Annotated in this window: 18 protein-coding genes; 7 read left to right on the top strand and 11 right to left on the bottom strand. The window is 50.8% G+C overall.

Going from position 1 to position 19,044, the window contains the following annotated elements; genetic code table 11:
* Positions 1-6 precede the first annotated feature (6 nt).
* Entirely contained in the window at positions 7-543 is a 537-nt protein-coding gene (locus tag EPA93_RS00835) for a GNAT family N-acetyltransferase (protein ID WP_129885211.1), read from the bottom strand.
* Between the two features lie 521 nt (positions 544-1,064).
* On the opposite strand from EPA93_RS00835, the gene EPA93_RS00830 reads away from it, so the two are divergent.
* Positions 1,065-2,294: a tetratricopeptide repeat protein gene (locus tag EPA93_RS00830; RefSeq protein WP_129885210.1), complete on the top strand. Its 1,230-nt coding sequence runs from the start codon at positions 1,065-1,067 to the stop codon at positions 2,292-2,294.
* A 451-nt stretch (positions 2,295-2,745) separates the two neighbouring features.
* Here EPA93_RS00830 and EPA93_RS00825 read toward each other — a convergent pair whose 3' ends face one another.
* Both EPA93_RS00825 and EPA93_RS00820 read right to left on the bottom strand, forming a co-directional pair.
* A complete protein-coding gene (locus EPA93_RS00825) occupies positions 2,746-3,534 on the bottom strand; it encodes a class I SAM-dependent methyltransferase (RefSeq protein WP_129885209.1) in 789 nt (262 codons plus the stop codon).
* Complete coding sequence (locus EPA93_RS00820; protein WP_207229403.1) at positions 3,503-4,255, bottom strand: AAA family ATPase; 753 nt, start codon at positions 4,253-4,255, stop codon at positions 3,503-3,505. The genes EPA93_RS00825 and EPA93_RS00820 overlap by 32 nt, the downstream gene beginning before the upstream one ends.
* Positions 4,256-4,485: 230 nt before the next feature.
* On the opposite strand from EPA93_RS00820, the gene EPA93_RS00815 reads away from it, so the two are divergent.
* On the top strand, positions 4,486-4,809 hold the full coding sequence (locus tag EPA93_RS00815) for a hypothetical protein (protein WP_129885208.1): 324 nt from the start codon (positions 4,486-4,488) through the stop codon (positions 4,807-4,809).
* 124 nt (positions 4,810-4,933) lie between these two features.
* Here EPA93_RS00815 and EPA93_RS00810 read toward each other — a convergent pair whose 3' ends face one another.
* The 8 genes from EPA93_RS00810 to EPA93_RS00775 form a co-directional block, all read right to left on the bottom strand.
* Positions 4,934-5,653 carry a phosphatase PAP2 family protein gene (locus EPA93_RS00810; protein WP_129885207.1) on the bottom strand — a complete coding sequence of 240 codons (720 nt, stop codon included), beginning with the start codon at positions 5,651-5,653 and terminating at the stop codon, positions 4,934-4,936.
* Between the two features lie 158 nt (positions 5,654-5,811).
* A complete protein-coding gene (locus tag EPA93_RS00805; RefSeq protein ID WP_129885206.1) occupies positions 5,812-6,663 on the bottom strand; it encodes a metal ABC transporter permease in 852 nt (283 codons plus the stop codon).
* Positions 6,664-6,674: 11 nt separating this feature from the next.
* Positions 6,675-7,583: a metal ABC transporter permease gene (locus EPA93_RS00800; RefSeq protein WP_129885205.1), complete on the bottom strand. Its 909-nt coding sequence runs from the start codon at positions 7,581-7,583 to the stop codon at positions 6,675-6,677.
* 101 nt (positions 7,584-7,684) lie between these two features.
* On the bottom strand, positions 7,685-8,488 hold the full coding sequence (locus EPA93_RS00795) for a metal ABC transporter ATP-binding protein (protein ID WP_242527299.1): 804 nt from the start codon (positions 8,486-8,488) through the stop codon (positions 7,685-7,687).
* 4 nt (positions 8,489-8,492) lie between these two features.
* Complete coding sequence (locus tag EPA93_RS00790; protein ID WP_129885204.1) at positions 8,493-9,410, bottom strand: metal ABC transporter solute-binding protein, Zn/Mn family; 918 nt, start codon at positions 9,408-9,410, stop codon at positions 8,493-8,495.
* Positions 9,411-9,830: 420 nt separating this feature from the next.
* Positions 9,831-10,322, bottom strand: a complete 492-nt coding sequence (locus EPA93_RS00785; RefSeq protein WP_129885203.1) for a MarR family winged helix-turn-helix transcriptional regulator — start codon at positions 10,320-10,322, stop codon at positions 9,831-9,833.
* 104 nt (positions 10,323-10,426) lie between these two features.
* Positions 10,427-11,167: an SDR family NAD(P)-dependent oxidoreductase gene (locus EPA93_RS00780; protein ID WP_129885202.1), complete on the bottom strand. Its 741-nt coding sequence runs from the start codon at positions 11,165-11,167 to the stop codon at positions 10,427-10,429.
* A gap of 146 nt (positions 11,168-11,313) precedes the next feature.
* Positions 11,314-12,264 (bottom strand): AraC family transcriptional regulator, encoded by a 951-nt coding sequence (locus EPA93_RS00775; protein ID WP_165422775.1) that lies wholly within the window; start codon positions 12,262-12,264, stop codon positions 11,314-11,316.
* A gap of 392 nt (positions 12,265-12,656) precedes the next feature.
* Between EPA93_RS00775 and EPA93_RS00770 the strand changes: the two genes are divergently transcribed.
* The 5 genes from EPA93_RS00770 to EPA93_RS00750 all read left to right on the top strand — a co-directional run bounded on the left by EPA93_RS00770 (position 12,657) and on the right by EPA93_RS00750 (position 18,972).
* Positions 12,657-14,357 (top strand): hypothetical protein, encoded by a 1,701-nt coding sequence (locus EPA93_RS00770; RefSeq protein ID WP_129885200.1) that lies wholly within the window; start codon positions 12,657-12,659, stop codon positions 14,355-14,357.
* Positions 14,358-14,624: 267 nt separating this feature from the next.
* Positions 14,625-15,680 carry a LacI family DNA-binding transcriptional regulator gene (locus tag EPA93_RS00765; RefSeq protein ID WP_129885199.1) on the top strand — a complete coding sequence of 352 codons (1,056 nt, stop codon included), beginning with the start codon at positions 14,625-14,627 and terminating at the stop codon, positions 15,678-15,680.
* 187 nt (positions 15,681-15,867) lie between these two features.
* The gene (locus EPA93_RS00760) at positions 15,868-17,103 is read left to right on the top strand and encodes a sugar ABC transporter substrate-binding protein (RefSeq protein ID WP_207229402.1); all 1,236 of its coding nucleotides are present in this window, start codon (positions 15,868-15,870) and stop codon (positions 17,101-17,103) included.
* A 2-nt stretch (positions 17,104-17,105) separates the two neighbouring features.
* Entirely contained in the window at positions 17,106-18,056 is a 951-nt protein-coding gene (locus EPA93_RS00755) for a carbohydrate ABC transporter permease (protein WP_207229401.1), read from the top strand.
* Between the two features lie 16 nt (positions 18,057-18,072).
* Complete coding sequence (locus EPA93_RS00750; protein WP_129885198.1) at positions 18,073-18,972, top strand: carbohydrate ABC transporter permease; 900 nt, start codon at positions 18,073-18,075, stop codon at positions 18,970-18,972.
* Positions 18,973-19,044: the final 72 nt, after the last annotated feature.

Raw genomic sequence — 19,044 nt, 5'->3', positions numbered from 1 at the left:
GCAAAACTATTCTTGCTTGCCTGCTCGTATCATCTCTAGCTCTGGAATTACAGCGCCGGAAGGCAAAGGATGGACGATGGCTTGTGGTGGATTGTCAGTTATGACAAAGCCGAAATGTCTATAGAAGGCTATGGCTCGTTCATTGTAGCTTGCCACGTTCAGCACAACTGTATGTTCAGTACCTAGCCAATCTAGCGCCGCCTGCAATAGCCGCTTGCCGGCGCCCTGACCCTGATATTCGGGTAAGACATAAAGGGCCTGGACCAGATGAATGCCATCTTCCTTTGTTGCCAGACAGAAGCCGATAATCTTGTCTTCCTTACAGGCAACCCAGAGATGGGTTAGAGGATCAGTATTAATGCGATATTTGCGTAACTCGCGACGCCTGCGAGCTTCGGGGGAAATATTCGTAAAATGTGCGGCGATATCTTCTCTACTAATGCCCAACTCTTCATTGGGATAAGTTGCTAACCATGTCTGCTTCTGTACACTACGTGCGGCCTCGTTATCATCAGGAACAGCATCGCGTATCAAGATTGACATATATAAACCTCTCCAATTAAGGGAACTCTCGTTGCTTTATATGCATCTCTATTATAAATCATTGGTTTGAAAGCGCATATGGCAATCATGGCGGCCTTGTATGCTGAAGCTCCCCAGGCATTGCAGATTGTTTGAAACATAGAGATAAGTTGCCGTGTGATCTGCGGAGTCTCGGTTTGTATTGGTAGATGCCCTTCCAAATGAGTCTGGCCCACTTGTGGTGATAAGCTCTTCACGAGTAGGGAAAGAGGACCCATTTCTGAGCTTGGGAAACACGCATGGGAAACGAGAGAAGCTCATCAGGCACCACAAGTGGGACAGAGCCACAGAGCGAGCAAATTTCCACCTGGAAGGCGAGGAAGAGTCCGAGAGATGTGAAAAAGATCACAGTAGCCCTCAGAGGAGATAGAGTAGAATGAGCAGACAAGGGTCGTGACAAGCTTTCTACGCACATAATGCAGGCGAGAGAGGGGCCATAGGCCAATTTCAGCGAAAACAAAATTCAGGAAAGGGATTTTTTCGTGGTAGAAAACATGCAGCCACATGGGACAAGGAACGAAACAGAAAGGGGAGAGGAACAGGGGCCACCCTATAGCTATCCCGCCTGGCTCGCGGAAGAGGAGCGAGAAGACTGGTTTGAGGAATGTCCACCGGGACTCAATGGGATGGCCGCGAGCGATCCTGTCGTCAGAAGCATGGCAATGGTTGAGTATATGTTCAATCATCCGGGCCAGCCAGACTATGGCGAAAGAGTGGCCCAGACCTATCTTGAATATGGACTTTCAGAGGGCAACGAGCCAGGGATGGCGCTCTTCTGGTTTGGGCGTGCCATCGCCTTTCTGACCACCGAGCAGACGGCCATGCGAGCACAAGTACATTTCTCTGCGGGGAAAGCCTTCAATGGAATGCAGCGATATACCCAGGCCTTGCTGGCCCTCAACGAAGCCCTGCGGCTCACAACAGAGAGCGAGCTTGCAGCAATGCACATCGAACTGTATTATCAAAAAGGATTAGCGCTTTTCTCCCTGGGAGAGCACGAGCAGGCCCTGGAGGCTTTTGAGCGGGCTCTGAACATGGCTATTCCCCAAAACATGCCTCATGCCGGGATTTTACTAGCAAAGGGCAATACGCTGGACATGCTGGAACGGAAAGAAGAGGCGTTGCGGACTTACACAGCCGTGCTAGAGAAAAGCCCGGAGTGGGCACTGGTCTTCTATGAACGAGGAGTAGTGTTTTTTAATATGCAGCGTTATGCCCAGGCGCTGCCAGACTTCGAGCGGGCGCTCGTACTGGGGTTCCAGCGTCCCCTGATCTTCCCACGACTGGCGCAGAGCCTGTATGCCCTTGGGCGTGAAAGCGAGGCGCGCCAATTCTTAGAAGAGAATTTGCCCCGGACGAGCTTGTGTCGCCTCTTCACCCCGGAAGAGATCTTGCGCCTGCCAGTACGTGAGATAGACGTTTTGATCGACTATGACCAGGCCATCGCAGGGAATTACCTTTCGCCAGGCATCATCAGGAGAACCATGCAAGGGCTCAACGACCTGCAGCGTCCCAAAGAAGCATGGAAAGTGCTAGAGGAAGGATTTGAGAGCTGGCCGCAGAGTTCCCTTCTCTATTGGAGCAAGGCTGAGCTATTGGAAGCGCGACAACGCTATCGAGAAGCGTTGGAAGCAATCGAAGAGGCTGATCGACTTGAGCCGGAGAATGAGATCATCCTGGGCACCAGAGCGAGGATAGTGCAACGGATCTGACCTGTAAATTTGCTCGCTCTGTGAGTCTGGCCCACTTGTGGTGATAAGCTCTTCACGAGTAGGGAAAGAGGACCCATTTCTGAGCTTGGGAAACACGCATGGGAAACGAGAGAAGCTCATCAGGCACCACAAGTGGGACAGAGCCTCCAAGTGAGCATTTGCCCTCTGCCATGAGCACTCATGCGAGTTACTTTGAGCAAAGCTCTTCACATTTGGGATATCAGCAGAGAAGAATGGAAATAACGACGAGATCTACACCCTTTGATGTTGGTCATACGTGCGAAGAGTGAGTATCTCAATCATTGAATGCGTAAGAAATCGCTTCCCATCTCGCTTCGCCCATCAATACGTTGTCAATTGGCATCCTTCCTTCCAGAAAGACATGTGGAGAGCCAGGATCTCCCTCGATATTCTGGCGGTGCCGCATCTCTGCCGGTTGAGAAAAGAGGAGCTACTCTTTCTTTTTCGGAAAGCCCCAGACGACATGACCACGCAGTTGGAAAGGAACCATGCCGCTGGGGTATGTCTTGAGGAGGGTCTCCTTTGCCTCCTGATCGAAAGCTGCTGCTTGGACAGAACCCATACGCTCTCGGGAGAAACCGACGCGTGAATGGTAGGACTCAACCACATCATCAACTGATTGGACGAATAAAATTGTTTCCGTCGCCCGTTTTCCCACAACTTGAAAAAGGTGCTGTTCCCGTACGTCATGTGGCTGAGTAATATACCGATCCGTCCGATAACGGGAAAGCATCTCTCCAAGCAATGTCCACGGACTCGGGATCATTGCAGTTCCCACCTCAGCCAAGTATGCTCCTTCTAGCAGCAGTTCGGCAAAGCGCGGCATAACAATCTTCCAATCCATCCAATGTAAGCTTGCCCCTGCTGTCACAAGCGCATAGGGGGGCTGGAGTTGCACTTCTTCGATACGACCCTGCACCCAACGCAAATGAGGATGATTCCCAGAAGGGAGTTTTTTCCCCTGTTCGATCATGGCAGGCGAAACGTCCACGGCATCAACTCGCTCAACTCGCTGGGCGAGGTGACGGGCGAGTTCACCGCGGCCACAACCCACATCAAGAATAGCGGTGCAGTGAGGGGGAAGAAGCTGTGTCAGGATATCAAACGTCGAATCAGGATAGGGAGGGCGACACTGGTATGCTTCTACCACGCTTTGGTCTTGAAATGCTTCTGCATATCCTCGATATTCAGCCGCAATCGCTTGCGAATCTTGCGTCATTGTATCCTTTACTCCTTTTCATCTCAATCAAAATGATGGCAATCATCATTTCCCTCTCTCCCTTGGCCCACCGCTGGCCGGTATTGGGAGTGGTCATTTTGCGTTTGTCGTGAGACTTGAAATGCAGGACTCCACCGCGAGGAGAAAGGGTGCATACTCTCCCACGGCCAGGACACTCCACACGGACTGGTTGTGGGAGCCACGTGTAGATGGAACTTCCACTGCGGAGCAAGTTGAGTTGTGGGAGGACGGGCGTGTAGACCTTTTCCAATGCCGCCAAGATCTCTCGTACTTCTTCGCTGGTGTGTCCTTCTATCCGGCAGTAGGGTTCGAGTTGGTCGAGGCGGCGGAAGAATTGCTGCCACGTGGTCTTTGGCTGATCAAAATATTCTTTCAAGGGAATCGTGTTTCCTCGCCCGGCAGCGACCAGGCACACACCAAACGGATGGTCATACTGTAAGTGCCCCTGGTCTATCAGTTCCTTGAGGAACATCAGGTGCTTGAGCGAGAGATCATGTGCATCGTCCATCACGAGACACTGCGTCCCCGATTGGTGAAGGTGTCCCATGAGGCGGGGCTTTCGGGTGCGCCAATGCCCTTTCGACTGCACCCCAAGCGCTGCGAAGAGTTGGTATTCCAGGGCCTGTTCATCCTCATCATTCTTTGGAGCCACCACCGCCAGGATCGCGCTCCGGCCAGCCGTTTTGATCTTCTCGCGCATTCTCATCGGCTCGTCAACCTCTCGATGAGGAACGCAATTTACACATTTGAGAAACAGTATACCTCACGGGAAGCAGTTTTTCTAGGAAATTCTGTCCCAGTGCTCATATTGAAGGGCAAGTGTTTACATTGGAGGGCATTTACCATGTATTTATGAAACATGTTTGAGTGAGAGCGCGTGAAATAGAGTGGAAAAAAGGAAATCAATAATCCCAGGAAAAGGTGAGCATTATGAAAGATGGGCAAAAGAACTACGAAAAAACAAGGGAGCAAGATGCTCAGACCCCGGCAAATAGATCATTTGAACTGAGGAGGGCTGCCGAGCAAGCTTCTAATGATGCAGTGCAGCAACCGTTGCCTTCGACGAGCGATACAGGCGGAGGAATCAGCGATGGGTCTGTCTATGACGCAAGTAGTGAGGCAACTGGAGGAGGGGTTGATACTCCCCTCGCTGTTGAGAGGAGTACTGAAAACACTATTGGTAAGCAGAAGCCCTTGAATCAAGGCAGTAGCGCTACTTCAGGAGGTGGCGCCGATAATGGTTCGAACCTCTAATTTGTAAGATCTGTTTCTCTTGATGAGCAGAAAAAGGGTGAAAAACTTGACTTTCTACGGTATGCGGGGCGCATTAGGGATATGCATGCAATCTGCTAGTTGATGTGAGCCTTTACATCTAGTTCTATTTCCTGAGCAGTTTATAGAGCCCTAGCGAAAGGCAAAGGCTGCCACCTCCTAACAGATAGCCGCCTACTACATCACTTGCCCAGTGCTTGCCGATGTAGATGCGCATGGGGCCTATGGCAGCAATCGCTCCCCAAGGGAGGTAGAGTATGATACGCCTTGAGGCGCTTTGTTTCGCTGTGAGCGCTCGGCCTATGACGAAGACCCAACCCCAGAACGTCACAGCAGTGGTAACATGCCCGCTTGGGAAGCCGTGCTTTTCCTTGTGTTGCTGGGCTAGCTTTTGCTGATTCTCGGGGCGTGGCCGTTTTATTAGCGAGCGCAGCGAGCTTCTGATCAGTGCGGTAAGTGTGGATGTGGCAGCCATAAAGATAGCTTCCCGACGAAGCTGTTTTTTCCAGGCCAGGGCAACAAGTGGAATGACAGAGATATTGAGCCAGATTGGCTCACCTATAATCTGGCTAAGGACTGATATTGACTGGCGCCGGAATGTTGGGCGCAAATGTGAGAAGCGCTGGAATATACTGTTATCAATCTTGGTATGAGGCTGTTTACGTACCCAGGCGACCAGCCAGCTAAAAATGGTAAGTTGAAGACCCGCGAGCAAAAGTAAGTAGTATTTGGAGAATCGGCTATGTTGCTGGCTGCTTCTAGCGAGCGAAAAGAAGCGATCGCCTTGAGATGATTTCCAGGCTTTTTGTAAGGTAGATAGTGGCAATAGAGTGCATCCTCCTCTCGTGGACTACCTTTCACACGTGTTACGCTATGCTAGCGTTTCAAGGAGGACCTGCTCGCGATAGATATAGATGAGAAAGCTCTTTGGCGCTTGCTGCATTGTATAGGTTATCGTATTTGATCGGCTCTTGTGCTAATGCTCTATGCTGGCAGCGAACGTTGTGCACGGCGCCTTAAACGCTTCCGGCTGAACAGAACTGCAGCGAAATAGCTGAGCGCGGCCAGTGCTGAGATATAGAAGCCGGCCGGCAAATGTCGCCCTGTTCCCGCAAAGGATAGGAGAAGGCCGCTCCAGGTGATGCCCAGGCTTAGACAAACTGAAAGAATAAGCGAGGTGAGGGGCCGATGAGTAAGGCGCTCGGCGGTTGCCGCTGGCGCGATAAGCAGTGCTGAGACAAGCAGGACGCCAACGACGAGGACCGATTCGGCGGCAGTAGCGGCGAGGATGAGCAGGAATAGTACAGAGAGTAATCTTACCGGCACACCCCGAGTCCGAGCTATTTCTGGATCAATCGAAGCAAACAGGAGCGGACGGAAAATGAGCGCCAGCACTAACAGAATAAGTATGCCGCAGAGCAAAGTAATCAAGATATCTTGCCGCGTTATGCTAAAGATAGAACCGAAGAGGATGCCAATACCGGCGGAGGCATGGGTGGCGCTATTTTGCGTATAGAGGCTTAGAAACAAAACGCCAAGGCCCAGAGCAAAGGAGAGCACCATTCCAATCTCGATATCCCTACCTCGCATGCGCTCCCCTAGCGCACCCATCCCCAGCGCTGAGAGCAACGACAAGATCAGCATGCCAATCAACGCCCCAAAGCCGAGAATAGCGGCTCCCGTGGCTCCTGCAAAGCCTATGTCGGTTAAGGCCTCGGCAGCAAATGCTTGAGCACGAAGTACCACAAAATAGCCTACTAGAGAGGCCACAATGGCAACGATTGTTGCCCCCAGAAAAGCGTTCTGCACAAATTCATAGTGAAAGAGCGATAACATGCCATCATCCTTTAATGTGTCGTGCCATGTATGTGACTTGCCGTCTGTACCGCCGCCTGATCTAGCGATGACTCTGCTTGATCAGGCTGGAGTGACGAAGGTCCCCGTCTGTAGTTTTTCGATCTCCAGCCCGTCAGGAGCCGTACGGGTAAATAAACGCAAAATGAGATAGTCGCTATATAAAAACTTACCGGCCAGAAGCCATTGAGTCCGGCCAGCACAATGCCCAGAACTGTATAGCTAATACTCAGTGCTGTAGCAATGAGAATGGTCCACAGCGGGCGATGAGCCAGCCTGATCGCGGTTGCTGCGGGGCCAATGAGCAGCACGAACACGAGAAGCGCACCAATTACCTGGATGGCCACCGAGATGGTAATGGCTACCAGCGTAAGAAAAATGACGCTTAAGAACTGAACAGGTACGCCTCGGGCCAGCGCTAAAGCGGGATCAAGTGAACTAAAGAGCAATGGTCGAAAGAGTATTAGCATGAGCAGCAGGATAAGTATGCTGACCAGCGCGGTAATCAAGACATCTGCGTAGCTGATACCCAGAATCGTGCCAAACAAAATGCTATAGACGCGCTGCGCATAGCCCGAATAGAGCGAGAGAAACATCAGGCCCAGGCCGAGCGCAAAGGTCATGAGGATGCCTATAGAGATATCGCGCTCGCGTACTTGCTTGCCTAAAAGAGCGATACCAACTCCGGCGCTAATCGTAAAGGCGAACAGCCCAAAAACTGGGTCCACCTGCAACAGAACCGCCCCGGCGGCGCCGGCAAAACCAATATTGGGCAGAGCATGGCCAGCAAACGTCAGGCCCCGTATGATCAGAAAATAGCCGATGAGAGGAGCTATGAGCGCGACAAAGCCCCCTGCCAGCAGCGCATTCTGCATGAAAGGATAACGTAATATATCAAACATACCTGACTTCCTTATAAATGTTCAGTGCCATACTTTTCCTTTGAGAGGAGCCGCCGCTCATTCCAACACGCCACCCTTTCGCGCGGGCCGAGAGAAGCTGGCTACATTTCGGCGCCGACCACAAAGAGGCGATTGAGGGCGCGAACCACCTCGACTGGCGAGCCATAGAGCTTGCTGAGCGTCTCACTAGTAATCACTTCCTCGGGTGTGCCAATCGCGCTGTGTCCATGTGCTATATAGATGACCCTATCAACAACAGGCAAGAGAGGATTGATATCATGCGTAACCAGCAGGACCGCGACTTTGCGCGTGCGGCATACACGCTCAACCAGAGTAACGATTTCTTGGCCGTGCGAAATATCCAGGCTGGCTAGAGGCTCATCAAGCAAGAGGAGACGCGGATTGCTCAAAAGTGCCTGGGCAATAAGCAGACGCTGCTGCTCGCCTCCCGAGAGCTGACCTACCGGCTCGTTGGCAAAGCGTAGGGCGTCTACTTCTTGCAGAGCTTGTTCTATCTGAGCATCGCGCTTGCGGCTCGGCCAGCCAGGGCCCCAGCGGTGACCGTCAAGGCCGAAACCAACGACGTCCCGCGCGCGAAGGGCCAGATCGGCTTCGAGCACGCGGTGCTGAGGAGCATAGCCAATCGCTTGGTTGCCGCGACGTGGTGGACGCTGTAAGATTTCAATTGTACCGGAGCTGGGTTTGATGAGGCCGAGCAGCAACTTGAGCAACGTGCTTTTGCCTGCCCCATTTGGGCCGAGAATGGCAATGAACTCCCCTTCGCGAACCGAGAAATTAATCTCTCTAAGAATAGCTTTGCCTGCCAACTGCACAGAGACATTTTCCAGAGAGATAACTGTCTCTGTGGTTACATCGCTCATTACTTCCATGACATCGTGTTGCATAGTTCTATTTCTCCAAGCTCTTTTCAAGCTGGTTTAGCTGGTCAAGCATCCAGGCTTGATAGGTCTTACCAGCAGGCATGGTCTCGGTCACGGCAACGATGGGAATATGCTGTGCCTTTGCATCGTTTTGTAGTTTAGTAGTAACTGGCGAGACGGTTTGCTCATTGTAGATAAGCACTTTGATCTGACGCCTGGTGATTTGATTCTCGGCTGTTATAACAGTGTCCGCAGGCGGATCATTCCCCTCTGCCACAGCTTTCTGAAATTCCAAGGGTGTGAGCACATTGAGACCCATAGGCTCGGCCTGATAGAGGAAGATAGTCTCGGTCAGACCAACAGGCGTATGATTGTAGCTGGCTTTGATCGTGCTCATCTTCTGCTGCACCTGCTGCAGCGCCTGGCTAAAGGTCTGCAGATTGCTCTCGAAACTATTTGCATGAGCGGCGTCAATTTTCTTCAGGCTCGCAGTAATTGATGTGGCCAGGGTTTGCATATTCTCAAGGCTGTACCAGACATGTTCGTTGTCAGGCAGCTTGACCTTGGCGATATCAAAAGCTTTGAGCACAATGCGGTTCTGGTTGGGAGAACTGGAGAGCAACTTATCTAGCCAACTGTCATAGCCGCCACCGTTTTCAATCACGAGCTGGGCTTGCGCTACTGCCATAGCATCCTTTGGCGTAGTCTCGTACTCGTGAGGATCGACATTTGGATCAGAGAGAATGCTGGTGACATTAACCTGGTTGCCGCCCAGTTGCTTAACAATATCACCGTAGAAGTTTTCTGCCGCGACTACAGAGATAGGCTGGTTCGACGAGGCTGTATTTGTATTCGTACCCGACGCCGTTGATCCACAAGCACTCAGAAGAAATACAATTATGAAGATGAAAGAAAGCCAGATGAATGGCTTTCGCTGCGTTGCCATAGGTGAAAGACTCCTTATTAACAGGACCTTGTATCATTTTTAATGATACTACATATCTATTAGTAAGGATAGCATGAAGAAGGGATTGTGTCAATGAGATAGTATCTCGTTAAGGAAAAATAATTTGAGGAAGGCCAGAATTGAGTACGATGTTTATAGTATTTGACAGCCATGAGGGGAATGAAGATGGCCATTATGTAAATAGTCGGTGTGACCATTATGTGTAATGGCCAGATGCCCACAGTGCTCATTATGCACGTGTGCGTGCTCTTCGTGTACTGCGTGAGCTATGGAGAAAGCTCCTTGCGAATGTACTGGCCAGGTCAACCAGCTAGTATGGGAGCACTCTCAAGTCTAGATGGTCAATTATTAATTAATGAAGAGACGGGAATTATATAATTGATCTGATAATAAGTATATTTAAAGATCGGCTTTGTCTGGAACCTGGGGCTCAGGGCTGGACGGCTCATGGATTGTGGCGAGAACGCGTTCGAAGATTTTGCTAAGGAAACTCATCTCTTCCTCACTCAGATAGCTGACGAAATACTTGACGATACTTCGTGCATAGACAGGCCAGGCCTGGCGAAACGCGCGAAAGCCTTTGAGCGTGAGCACAGCGTAGGTTGCCCGGCGGTCGGGTCCGCTGCGATCGCGCTTGAGCAATCCATCGTGCTCTAAACGATCCACAAGGCGCGTCAGGCCACTGCGGCTGAGCACAACTGCACTTGCCAGCTCGTGCATGCGCAAACGGCGTTGAGGAGCTTCTACAAGCGCGAGCAATACATCATAGGAGGAGAGCGGCAGTTGTCCAGCCTCAGCCAACTCATGTTCGATCAGATCGATGACCGTGGCATGAGTGGTGATAAAAGCTCGCCAGGTCCTCAATTGTTTTCTCTCAATGCGATTTTCCATGAGAAAAGTATAGCACAAAGTAGTTGTGTATGCAAGGATTGCACGCACAACTACAGGCTATGAGGATATAACGGCCAGACGCTTTGTAGTGGCTCGTATTCCTTCTAATGGAGAACTGAGGCGCCACCGTCAACATGTAACTCTGTGCCAGTAATAAAACTACTCTCATCTGAGGCCAGAAACAAAACTGCTCTGGCTATTTCGTCTGCACTGCCAAGCCTTTTCATCAGCGCATGCGCGGCCACTGCATCTTTCATGTCATCAGGCGCTATTGAATCCAGACCTGGTGTTTGAATGCCACCGGGACTCATCGCATTGACGCGAATCTTGCGTGCCGAAAGCTCAACCGCCCAGGTGCGTGCGAAGGTGCGGACCGCTGCCTTGGCTGCGTTGTACACGCTCATCGCAGCTGCGCCAGTGGAGGCCGCAAGCGATGCGGTCAGCACAAGGACTCCCCCATCCTGCAGCAGCGGAAGCGCTTTTTGCACAGTGAAGAGAGTTCCTTTCACATTCACATTAAAGACGTCAGCGAACTGAGCTTCAGTGATCATACCTAAAGGACGGTATTCGCCATTGATGGCTGCGTTGGCAAAAAGGATGTCAATTTTGCCATGGTGTTGTTTGACCGTTGCGTACAACCTATCAAGGTCTTCGAGATTGGCAATGTCTCCTTGAATAGCCAGCGCCTGCTTGCCAAGCTGACTGACTGCTGCATCCAGTTCCTTCTGTCGGCGGCCCGTGATGTAGACGAAGGCGCCCTCTGCGACAAAGAGTTTTGCCGTTGCGAGGCCAATGCCGCTATTTGCCCCTGTAATAACTGCCACTTTCCCGTCAAGTTTTCCCATTGCATCTCTTCCATTCTAGTATTTCAGAGCTTCCATCCTTGCTCGGCGAGACAGAAGCTCCATAAGGTTTAACCTTATTTACCAATAATATTGTTTATCCATAATACCAGGGAAAGCATGAGGCGATCTTGTGGATTTGTGCGATTTTATGAAAAACTTGCTTTGATCAAGCGATCCAGCCGATAGGCGCGGGGAGTCAGGCCCTGCTGCCGTTTAAAGGCCTGTGTGAGATGGCTCTGATCGGCAAATCCGCTCTCTGAGGCAATAAGACTAAGGGGCATATCTGTCTTTTCGAGCAACTGTTGCGCCCTCTCGATGCGTTGCCGCAAAACAAATTGATGCGGGCTTTCTCCGGTTGTTTGACGGAATAGGCGGGCAAAGTGATAGGGACTGAAACCGACTTGTTGAGCCAATGTCTCCAATGAGAGATCCTGGCTGAGATGAGCCTGAACGAAGTCCATCACCCGGCATATCTGCTGATGAGTCAACCCTTGTGAAGGGTCCTTGAGAGTTTTTCCCACAGAGTGGTAGTGGCGCAGGAGGTGAACAGCGATCATCTGAGATGCAGTTTGTGCATAGAGGTTTCCAGCAGGAGAAAGTTGTTCCAATTCTTGCCATAGTGCCAGGCCTATCTGCATCAGCACTGGATCATGAAAGCCAGAATGTTGTATATGCGCAAGACGCGTGTAATCGCGATCGGCAATCTCTTGAGCGGTCCTGGAAAGGAGCGCAGTACTTAAGAGTAGACGCAGGGTCTGGACTGGCTCTGGAGAGAGATTTCTCCAGCGCAACTCAGTGGGAGGGCTTCCGCCAGGAGTGAGATATAGTTCCCCTTGTTGGATGTGCTGCTTTCTCCAGTGACTGTTGGCATAGCGTCGCTCCACGGAAGCTGCTCCACGGGTAAATATGAATAATGTGGTGTCAGGCACAGTAGGTTCGATCCAACCCTCATGTTCTTCTAACTTTTCTTGATACGCACGTACTGTCAGTTCTTTCCAACCTGCCTCTTCGCTAGAGATCAGGAGAAGGCGGGAGTCAGACGGTTTTTTCAGGTCTTCCATGGAAGTATATGAGGAAACAGGATGTTTCTTATTCACTTTGTAGAATCCTTTCTGAAGCAAGAGAGATAAGAATGCGCCCCTTGCTGCTCGCGAGGATATTGATAGTATATACGAGAAGCATCTGCAAGAAGTAGTATCCCTTGCTCCCATTGATGGATCAATTGAGGGCGTTAGCACTCCCAGCGAGCCTTATTGTTGTGGAAGACGCATAGAGAAAAATTGTAAAGTGCTGGAAGTGCTCACTGAGATAATTATAGGCGTAAACGTGGAGAAAAGGAACCGCAAAAGCCTAGCATAATCATAGCTTAGAAACAAGTATTTCTCTATAGCTTCACAAAGAAAACACAATAATATATTTGTATATCGCGCTATACTTGTATGTAGGAATATAATTGTAAGTTGGTTTGGGGAAGGAAGTTACAGAGGGAATGAAGAAAAAGTCTGAAGATGGAGCAAACGAGCCAAAAAAGCAAGTTGCTGGGAGGTATCCAAACAGGCTAGAAGCATATATTAAAGAACTTGGCTTCAGAAAAGGGGAAATCGCTCATCTAGTAGGCGTATCCGAGAATATGCTGACCCACTATGTGAAGGGGAGATATCCAGTTCCGCACCAGATACGGCAGCGCTTTGCTGAGCACCTGGAAGTAGAGGTGGAAGAGCTGTTTCCGCGCTCTAACCGGGCCGAGCTTCGTAGGCAGGAGGAACAGGAGCCGGGGGAACTGATTATTGCTGGCACACAGTCCGGTCCGCCACCTCTATTAGCATATGAAGCCAGCGAGAACAAAGAAGCTTCGGTCGCCATACCTCTGCCAGATCGGGAGCTGGAACAAGGCCTTTACGAACGAGATAGTGCAAGCCTTATCTGTCAGGTTCCGCCAATTTCCGCCCAAACGCATACAGCATGTCAGAAGGTAGAGCCAGTGGCCCGACGCTTATTTTCAGCGCAAGGAGCAGACAGAGATGAAATAGATGGCGCGAATATGCTGAGCTATGGAGGCTTAACAGCTTATATTATTACTTTAGTACAGCAATGGAAAGGTCCGTATGCTCTTCTGCATACCTTTATCGATCAGGAGTTGGCCCAATGGCCGCGGACAAGCGCTACGAAGCTATCGCGTAGATACGCACTGATGACGATTACCGGCCTATCTCTACTGGCCTGGACTACTGGCAGGCAACGCCGGTGGGGAGCTGAGAGCGAATTTCTGGCTCAGTGCATGGCGGCTCTTGTCGCTTGCTGGCATCTCATCAATGATGGCGAATTTTCTAGTGTGGCCATTGTGAGCAAGCGTTGCCTGCCCCTCCTGGAAATGACAGTGAAGGAAGATCCGCTCTATCGTGTGACGGCGGCGCAGCTTGCGACCCAGGCCTACATACTTCTTGGCCTGGTGGCCACGCATCAACTCCTGGGACCTGAGAACCTGGAACGTCGCCTAGCTTGTTGTAAACGCGCCGTAGAATATGCCAGGCTGGCCCAAGATGCTTCCTTGCTCTGTATGGCCCTTATTCACACAGGCTATACCCACTACTATTTAGGACAGCTTGAAAAGATGTTGTCTTCATATCAGGAAGCTGCACTCTATCTCGCCTTCTTGCCACCAATTTTACAAAGTAAATTGCTAGCCGGATTAGCTCACGCTCAAGCCAGAAATGGAGAAGAGCAGCAGTCTCAGACCGCCTTACGGCTGGCACGCGAGAGTTTGCCAGAGAAAAGCGAGCCCATGCCAAGCTTTGTGGCCGCTGACTGTGGAATATTTTCCTTGATCCTGGATGAAGGTAAAACGCATTTTGTCCTTGGGCAGCATAAAGCGGGAAAGGTTGCAAATGAGCACTATCAGCGCTCAGAAGATGCGCTGGCCCAATTAGAAACCTTGCCAACTTCTCTGCTGGTTCCCGAAAGGTTTCGGGTGGAGATGCTTACCCAGCGCGCAACGACAGCCCTCTATCGTGGAGACCGTGAGGCCTTTGGAGTCTATTTCGAGCAGAGCATACGGGGCGCGAACGAGCTGGGGAGCCATAAACGTAGCCAGGAAGTTGAAGACCTGTATCAAATAGTGAGTTCTGCAGCCCATCCCTGGCATACAGATGCAGCGTTGCGCGAGCTTAAAGATTTATTGGCAAAGAGGTAGAGATGAGAGAGATTTGATAGCATGCCTCACATAACTATATTTTGCTCTAGCGATAAAGCAAGGCTTTCCAGTTCTCGTTTTTGTAGCGCCTGACGGCGGCAAGGAGGAGGAAATAATCGCAATTCCATTGTGGAGAAGTGGAAACCCCTAAGCGATAAAGCCACTCCCTTGACAGACGGGTAAGCTATCGGTTATGTTATATATAACCTTCGGGAACGGTCCCGGGACCGTCCCGAGCAGAATTAAACCGTCAGGGGAGAAGCATTGATGGCAAGGAAGCTCACCATACGTGATATTGCACGGCTGGCTGGAGTCTCTAAATCTACAGTTTCGCGAGTTTTAAACACTAAGCAAGATGTGGACCCGGCGACGCGAGAGCGTGTTTTACGTGTCATCGAGGAGCAGACTTTCGTGCTGGATATGTCTGCTGCGAAGCTGGCGGGTGGCCGTAGTCGTCTGATCGGTTCACTGGTTCCCTCGCTGGCCTGGCCATTAATGTCAGAAATTATGCGTGGTATTTCTGACGTCGTAGCCCAGTCACCTTACGAGCTGCTTCTCTATAGCATTACGAAGAATCAAGTTCATGAAGAACAGCAGCAAGTAATCTCACGCATTCTGCATTCGAACCTGGCCTCGGGGCTGCTAGCCGTATTCCCGGGTCCAGCCACTCCTTATCTAACAGAGCTTTACGAAAAAGGTTTTCCCGTGGTTATCATTGATGATCGTGGGGAACCAACAAGCGTTCCATGGGTGAGTGCTGATAATCGGGTAGGGGCATATGCTGCTACGCGCTACTTACTTCAGATGGGACATCGGCGCATCGCCTATATTCAAGGCCCCGTTGAATATCGAGCCTCCCAGGCTCGCTATCAGGGATATTGCGATGCGTTACAAGAAGCCGGCCTGGCCATCGATCCCACGCTCATACAGCAAGGAGATTTTACTCCCACGAGTGGCTGTGCCCCTGCAGAGATTTTTTTAAGCATGGCCGATCGACCGACAGCTATTTTTGCGGGTAATGACCAGATGGCTTACGATGTGCTTACTGTAGCCCACAAGCATGGCCTGCGTATCCCGAGGGATCTTTCATTAGTTGGCTTTGATGATATTCCACCATCTGCTTATTTAAGCCCACCCTTGACTACTGTACAACAGCCATTCTATCAGATGGGCAAACAGGCAGCAGAGCTGCTCTTATCCTTGCTTGATGTATCCTCTTCGAGTGCGTTAAACACGTTGAGCAAATCCCTTTCCATTCGCTTAGTGACCGATCTTGTCGTGCGTGACTCTTGTAGTCCTCCCAGAACCGTCAAGGGCTATTGAGAAGCTGGGCTAAGACAATTTCTGCTGTAAGCGTATAGGCTGCATAGTGTATTTTCGAACCACTAACTTCTGCCCTATTCTGAGAGATAGGCAAATTGAGAGTCAATGACGACCAGGCGATCGCTAGCAAAAAGTCTAGTGTTTCGTGAAAGATTTTATATCGCTCAGGCGCGAAAGGAGGCGTTTCATGGGAAAGCGCATATCCCTGATGTTAGTTCTATCTTTGATGCTGGTAGCGACGCTGCTGGCTGCATGTGGAGGAGATGGAGGTAACGCAACTTCCTCGAACCCCACCACGATTACCGTATGGGGGATGGGAACCGAGGGCGATAATTTGAAAGTGCTGGCCAGCGACTTTATGAAAAAGAATCCTGATATTCATGTGCAGGTGCAAGCCATACCCTGGAGCAACGCACATCAGAAATTCTTGACCTCTATAGCTGGCAATCAAACGCCGGATGTTGCCCAGATGGGTACAACCTGGATGTCCGAATTTGCCAGAGCCGACGCGTTTGATCCCACTCCTGGTAATATTGCGTCCAGCCAGTTTTTCAAGAGTGCCTGGGATACCACGGTGGTGAATGGTACATCTTATGGAGTGCCCTGGTACGTCGAGACACGGGTTTTGTTTTATCGCACTGATATGGCGCAAAAAGCTGGTATCACTGCTCCTCCACAAACTTGGGATGAGCTCCTCGCGGATGCTAAAGCCATGCAGCAAAAGGGTGGAGCAAAATATGGCATTGCGCTCTCTTCAAACGACTGGGAGGAATTTATACCTTTTGTCTGGCAGAGCGGCGGTCAGCTTGTCCAGGGCGATAAATTTACCCTGAATACCCCTCATGTCGTTGATGCGCTTGATTACTACCGCTCTTTCTACCAGGCTGGCGTCACGCCGCAGACCCAACCTCAAGGCTTTGACGTCGCCCAGAGCTTCGTGCAGGGGCAGAGCGCGATGTTTATCTCGGGTCCCTGGGAAGTTGGGCTGGTACAGCAGGATGGAGGAACATCTATCGCTGGCAAGTGGGCGGTTGCGCCTCTGCCGAAAAAGCTCACAAGTACCTCATTTTTAGGTGGAGCGAATATGGTTGTCTTTAAGAATAGCCAGCATCGTGAGGCTGCCTGGAAGTTTGTGCAGTATGCCTCACAACCCGATGTGCAGGTTAAATGGTATAACACGGTTAAAGATCTGCCCGCCGTACAAGCCGCCTGGAATGATAAAGCTCTGGCTGAGGATAAGAATCTCGCGGTTTTCCATAAGCAATTGGATGATGCGAAGGGGCCGCCGGTGATTACTACCTGGGAACAGGTTGCTACGGTTATCGATAACGATATGGAGCAGGTCATGTTTGGGAAAATGACCTCACAGCAGGCTGCCAACGACATGCAACAAAAAGCTACAGCTATAGGGATGGGGAGCTAGCCATGAGTGATCTGCCAACACCCGTAACCAGGCGCTGGTCTCGCGATAGGTCGATACATACGATGTCCTCGCGGTCCAACTGGAAGCAGAACGTGATCGGCTGGGTCTTTGCGGCACCCTGGACCCTTATCTTTCTCCTCTTCCTGCTTGGGCCGATTGTGGCATCGCTGATTCTCAGCTTTACGGATTTTGGCCTTGTGAATCTGGCAAATCCCTTCAAATTGCATTTCATTGGTATACAGAATTATCTCAGGCTGTTCCGTGATCCATTGTTTCTAACGGCTGCATTCAATACGCTCTACTTTGTTGTCGTAGGGGTGCCGTTGAATGTTGTGTTGAGCTTGCTGCTCGCTCTAGGAGTTAACCAGGGCGTGAGCTACCTCAAGTCGCTATTCCGGGTAGGCTATTACCTTCCCGTTGTTACCAGTATCGTGGCCCTGGCCGTGATCTGGCGCTATATCTATAATCCAGACGTTGGCTTGCTCAATAGCTTTTTGCATCTGTTTGGGCTGCCAGGAGCAGATTGGCTGGGCAATCCAAATTTAGCTATGCCCGCTATCATCATTATGAGTGTATGGCATAACATGGGATCAGCCATGATTATCTTTCTGGCTGGCTTGCAGGGCATAGATAAGTCGCTCTATGAGGCCGCCAACATCGATGGTGCGGGGATATGGGGACAATTTCGTAGCATTACGCTGCCACTTTTGCGCCCTGTCCTGCTTTTTGTCACGGTTGTGACAAGCATTGGTTTCCTTCAGGTCTTTGCCGAGCCATTCGTCATGACCAATGGCGGGCCGCTCAATCGTACCCTGACGGTCTCGATCTATCTTTACCAACAAGGCTTTAGTTTCTTTCACCAGGGATATGCAAGCGCGATGGCCTACGTGATGTTCATAGCTATTGTGCTCTTCGCGCTTGTACAGTTTCGCTTGTTGCGTCCACAGACTTGAGAAAGGAGTGCTCTAAATGTTATCTGCTCATGCGCAGGACCGCAAGCAGTCTCGGGATGCCGAGACCCCCAGAGGGAAAGTCGCGCGAGCCGGGCATACAAAGAAGCAAAACTTGTGGGTGTATGCCCTCCTCTCATTGGGGCTCATCCTGGTAGGAGCCCCGTTTATCTGGATGCTATTTGGCTCCGTGAAGACCGAAGCAGAGTTAACACGTATTCCTCCAACGTGGTTTCCCCAAGCTCCAACCTGGGATAATTACGTAAAGCTCTTCTCATTGCTCAACTTTCCTACTTACGTGGTGAATTCTGTACTTATCACGCTAGCTGTGACGGTGCTGAACTTGCTTTTCTGCTCTATGCTTGGCTATGCATTGGCAAAGCTGAAATTCAGAGGCAAGCACATCCTTTTCTTGTTGGTGCTGGGAACGCTGATGGTTCCCGGGGCTGTGACACTTGTTCCGCTCTTTGTGCTGATGAGCAAGTTGCACCTGGTCAATTCGCTAAGTGCAGTCATCTTGCCCGAGGCGGCGGCATCCATGGGAGTCTTTTTGATGCGCCAATTCATGATGGACATTCCAGATGAATTACTCGATGCCGGGCGTGTGGATGGGGCAAGCGAGCTTTTCATTTATAGCCGATTGGTATTGCCTTTGAGCGGGCCGGCCCTGGCCACGCTGGCGATCCTTACCTTTCTTAGCTCCTGGAATGACTTCCTCTGGCCTTTGATCGTGCTGACAAGCGATCAGAAGTATAACTTACCAGTAGCCCTGGCTACCTTCGCCGTTGGCCAGCATACCAGTGATACAGGCTTGCTCATGGCTGGAGCCGTGATCGTGGTCATTCCGGTTATCGCGGTTTTCTTGCTTTTGCAACGCTACTTTACGCAAGGCATCGTGATGACAGGTTTGAAGGGCTGAGAACAGTTTTTGCAGAGGAGTTCGCCAAACTTTTTAAATATTTAGAACAGGAAAAGCCTGGTCGCGGCTAGT

The sequence above is a fragment of the Ktedonosporobacter rubrisoli genome (genome assembly GCF_004208415.1).
Classification (GTDB): Bacteria; Chloroflexota; Ktedonobacteria; order Ktedonobacterales; family Ktedonobacteraceae; genus Ktedonosporobacter; species Ktedonosporobacter rubrisoli.
Note: the sequence above shows the minus strand (reverse complement) of the source record. Positions and strands in the feature narration are given on the sequence as shown.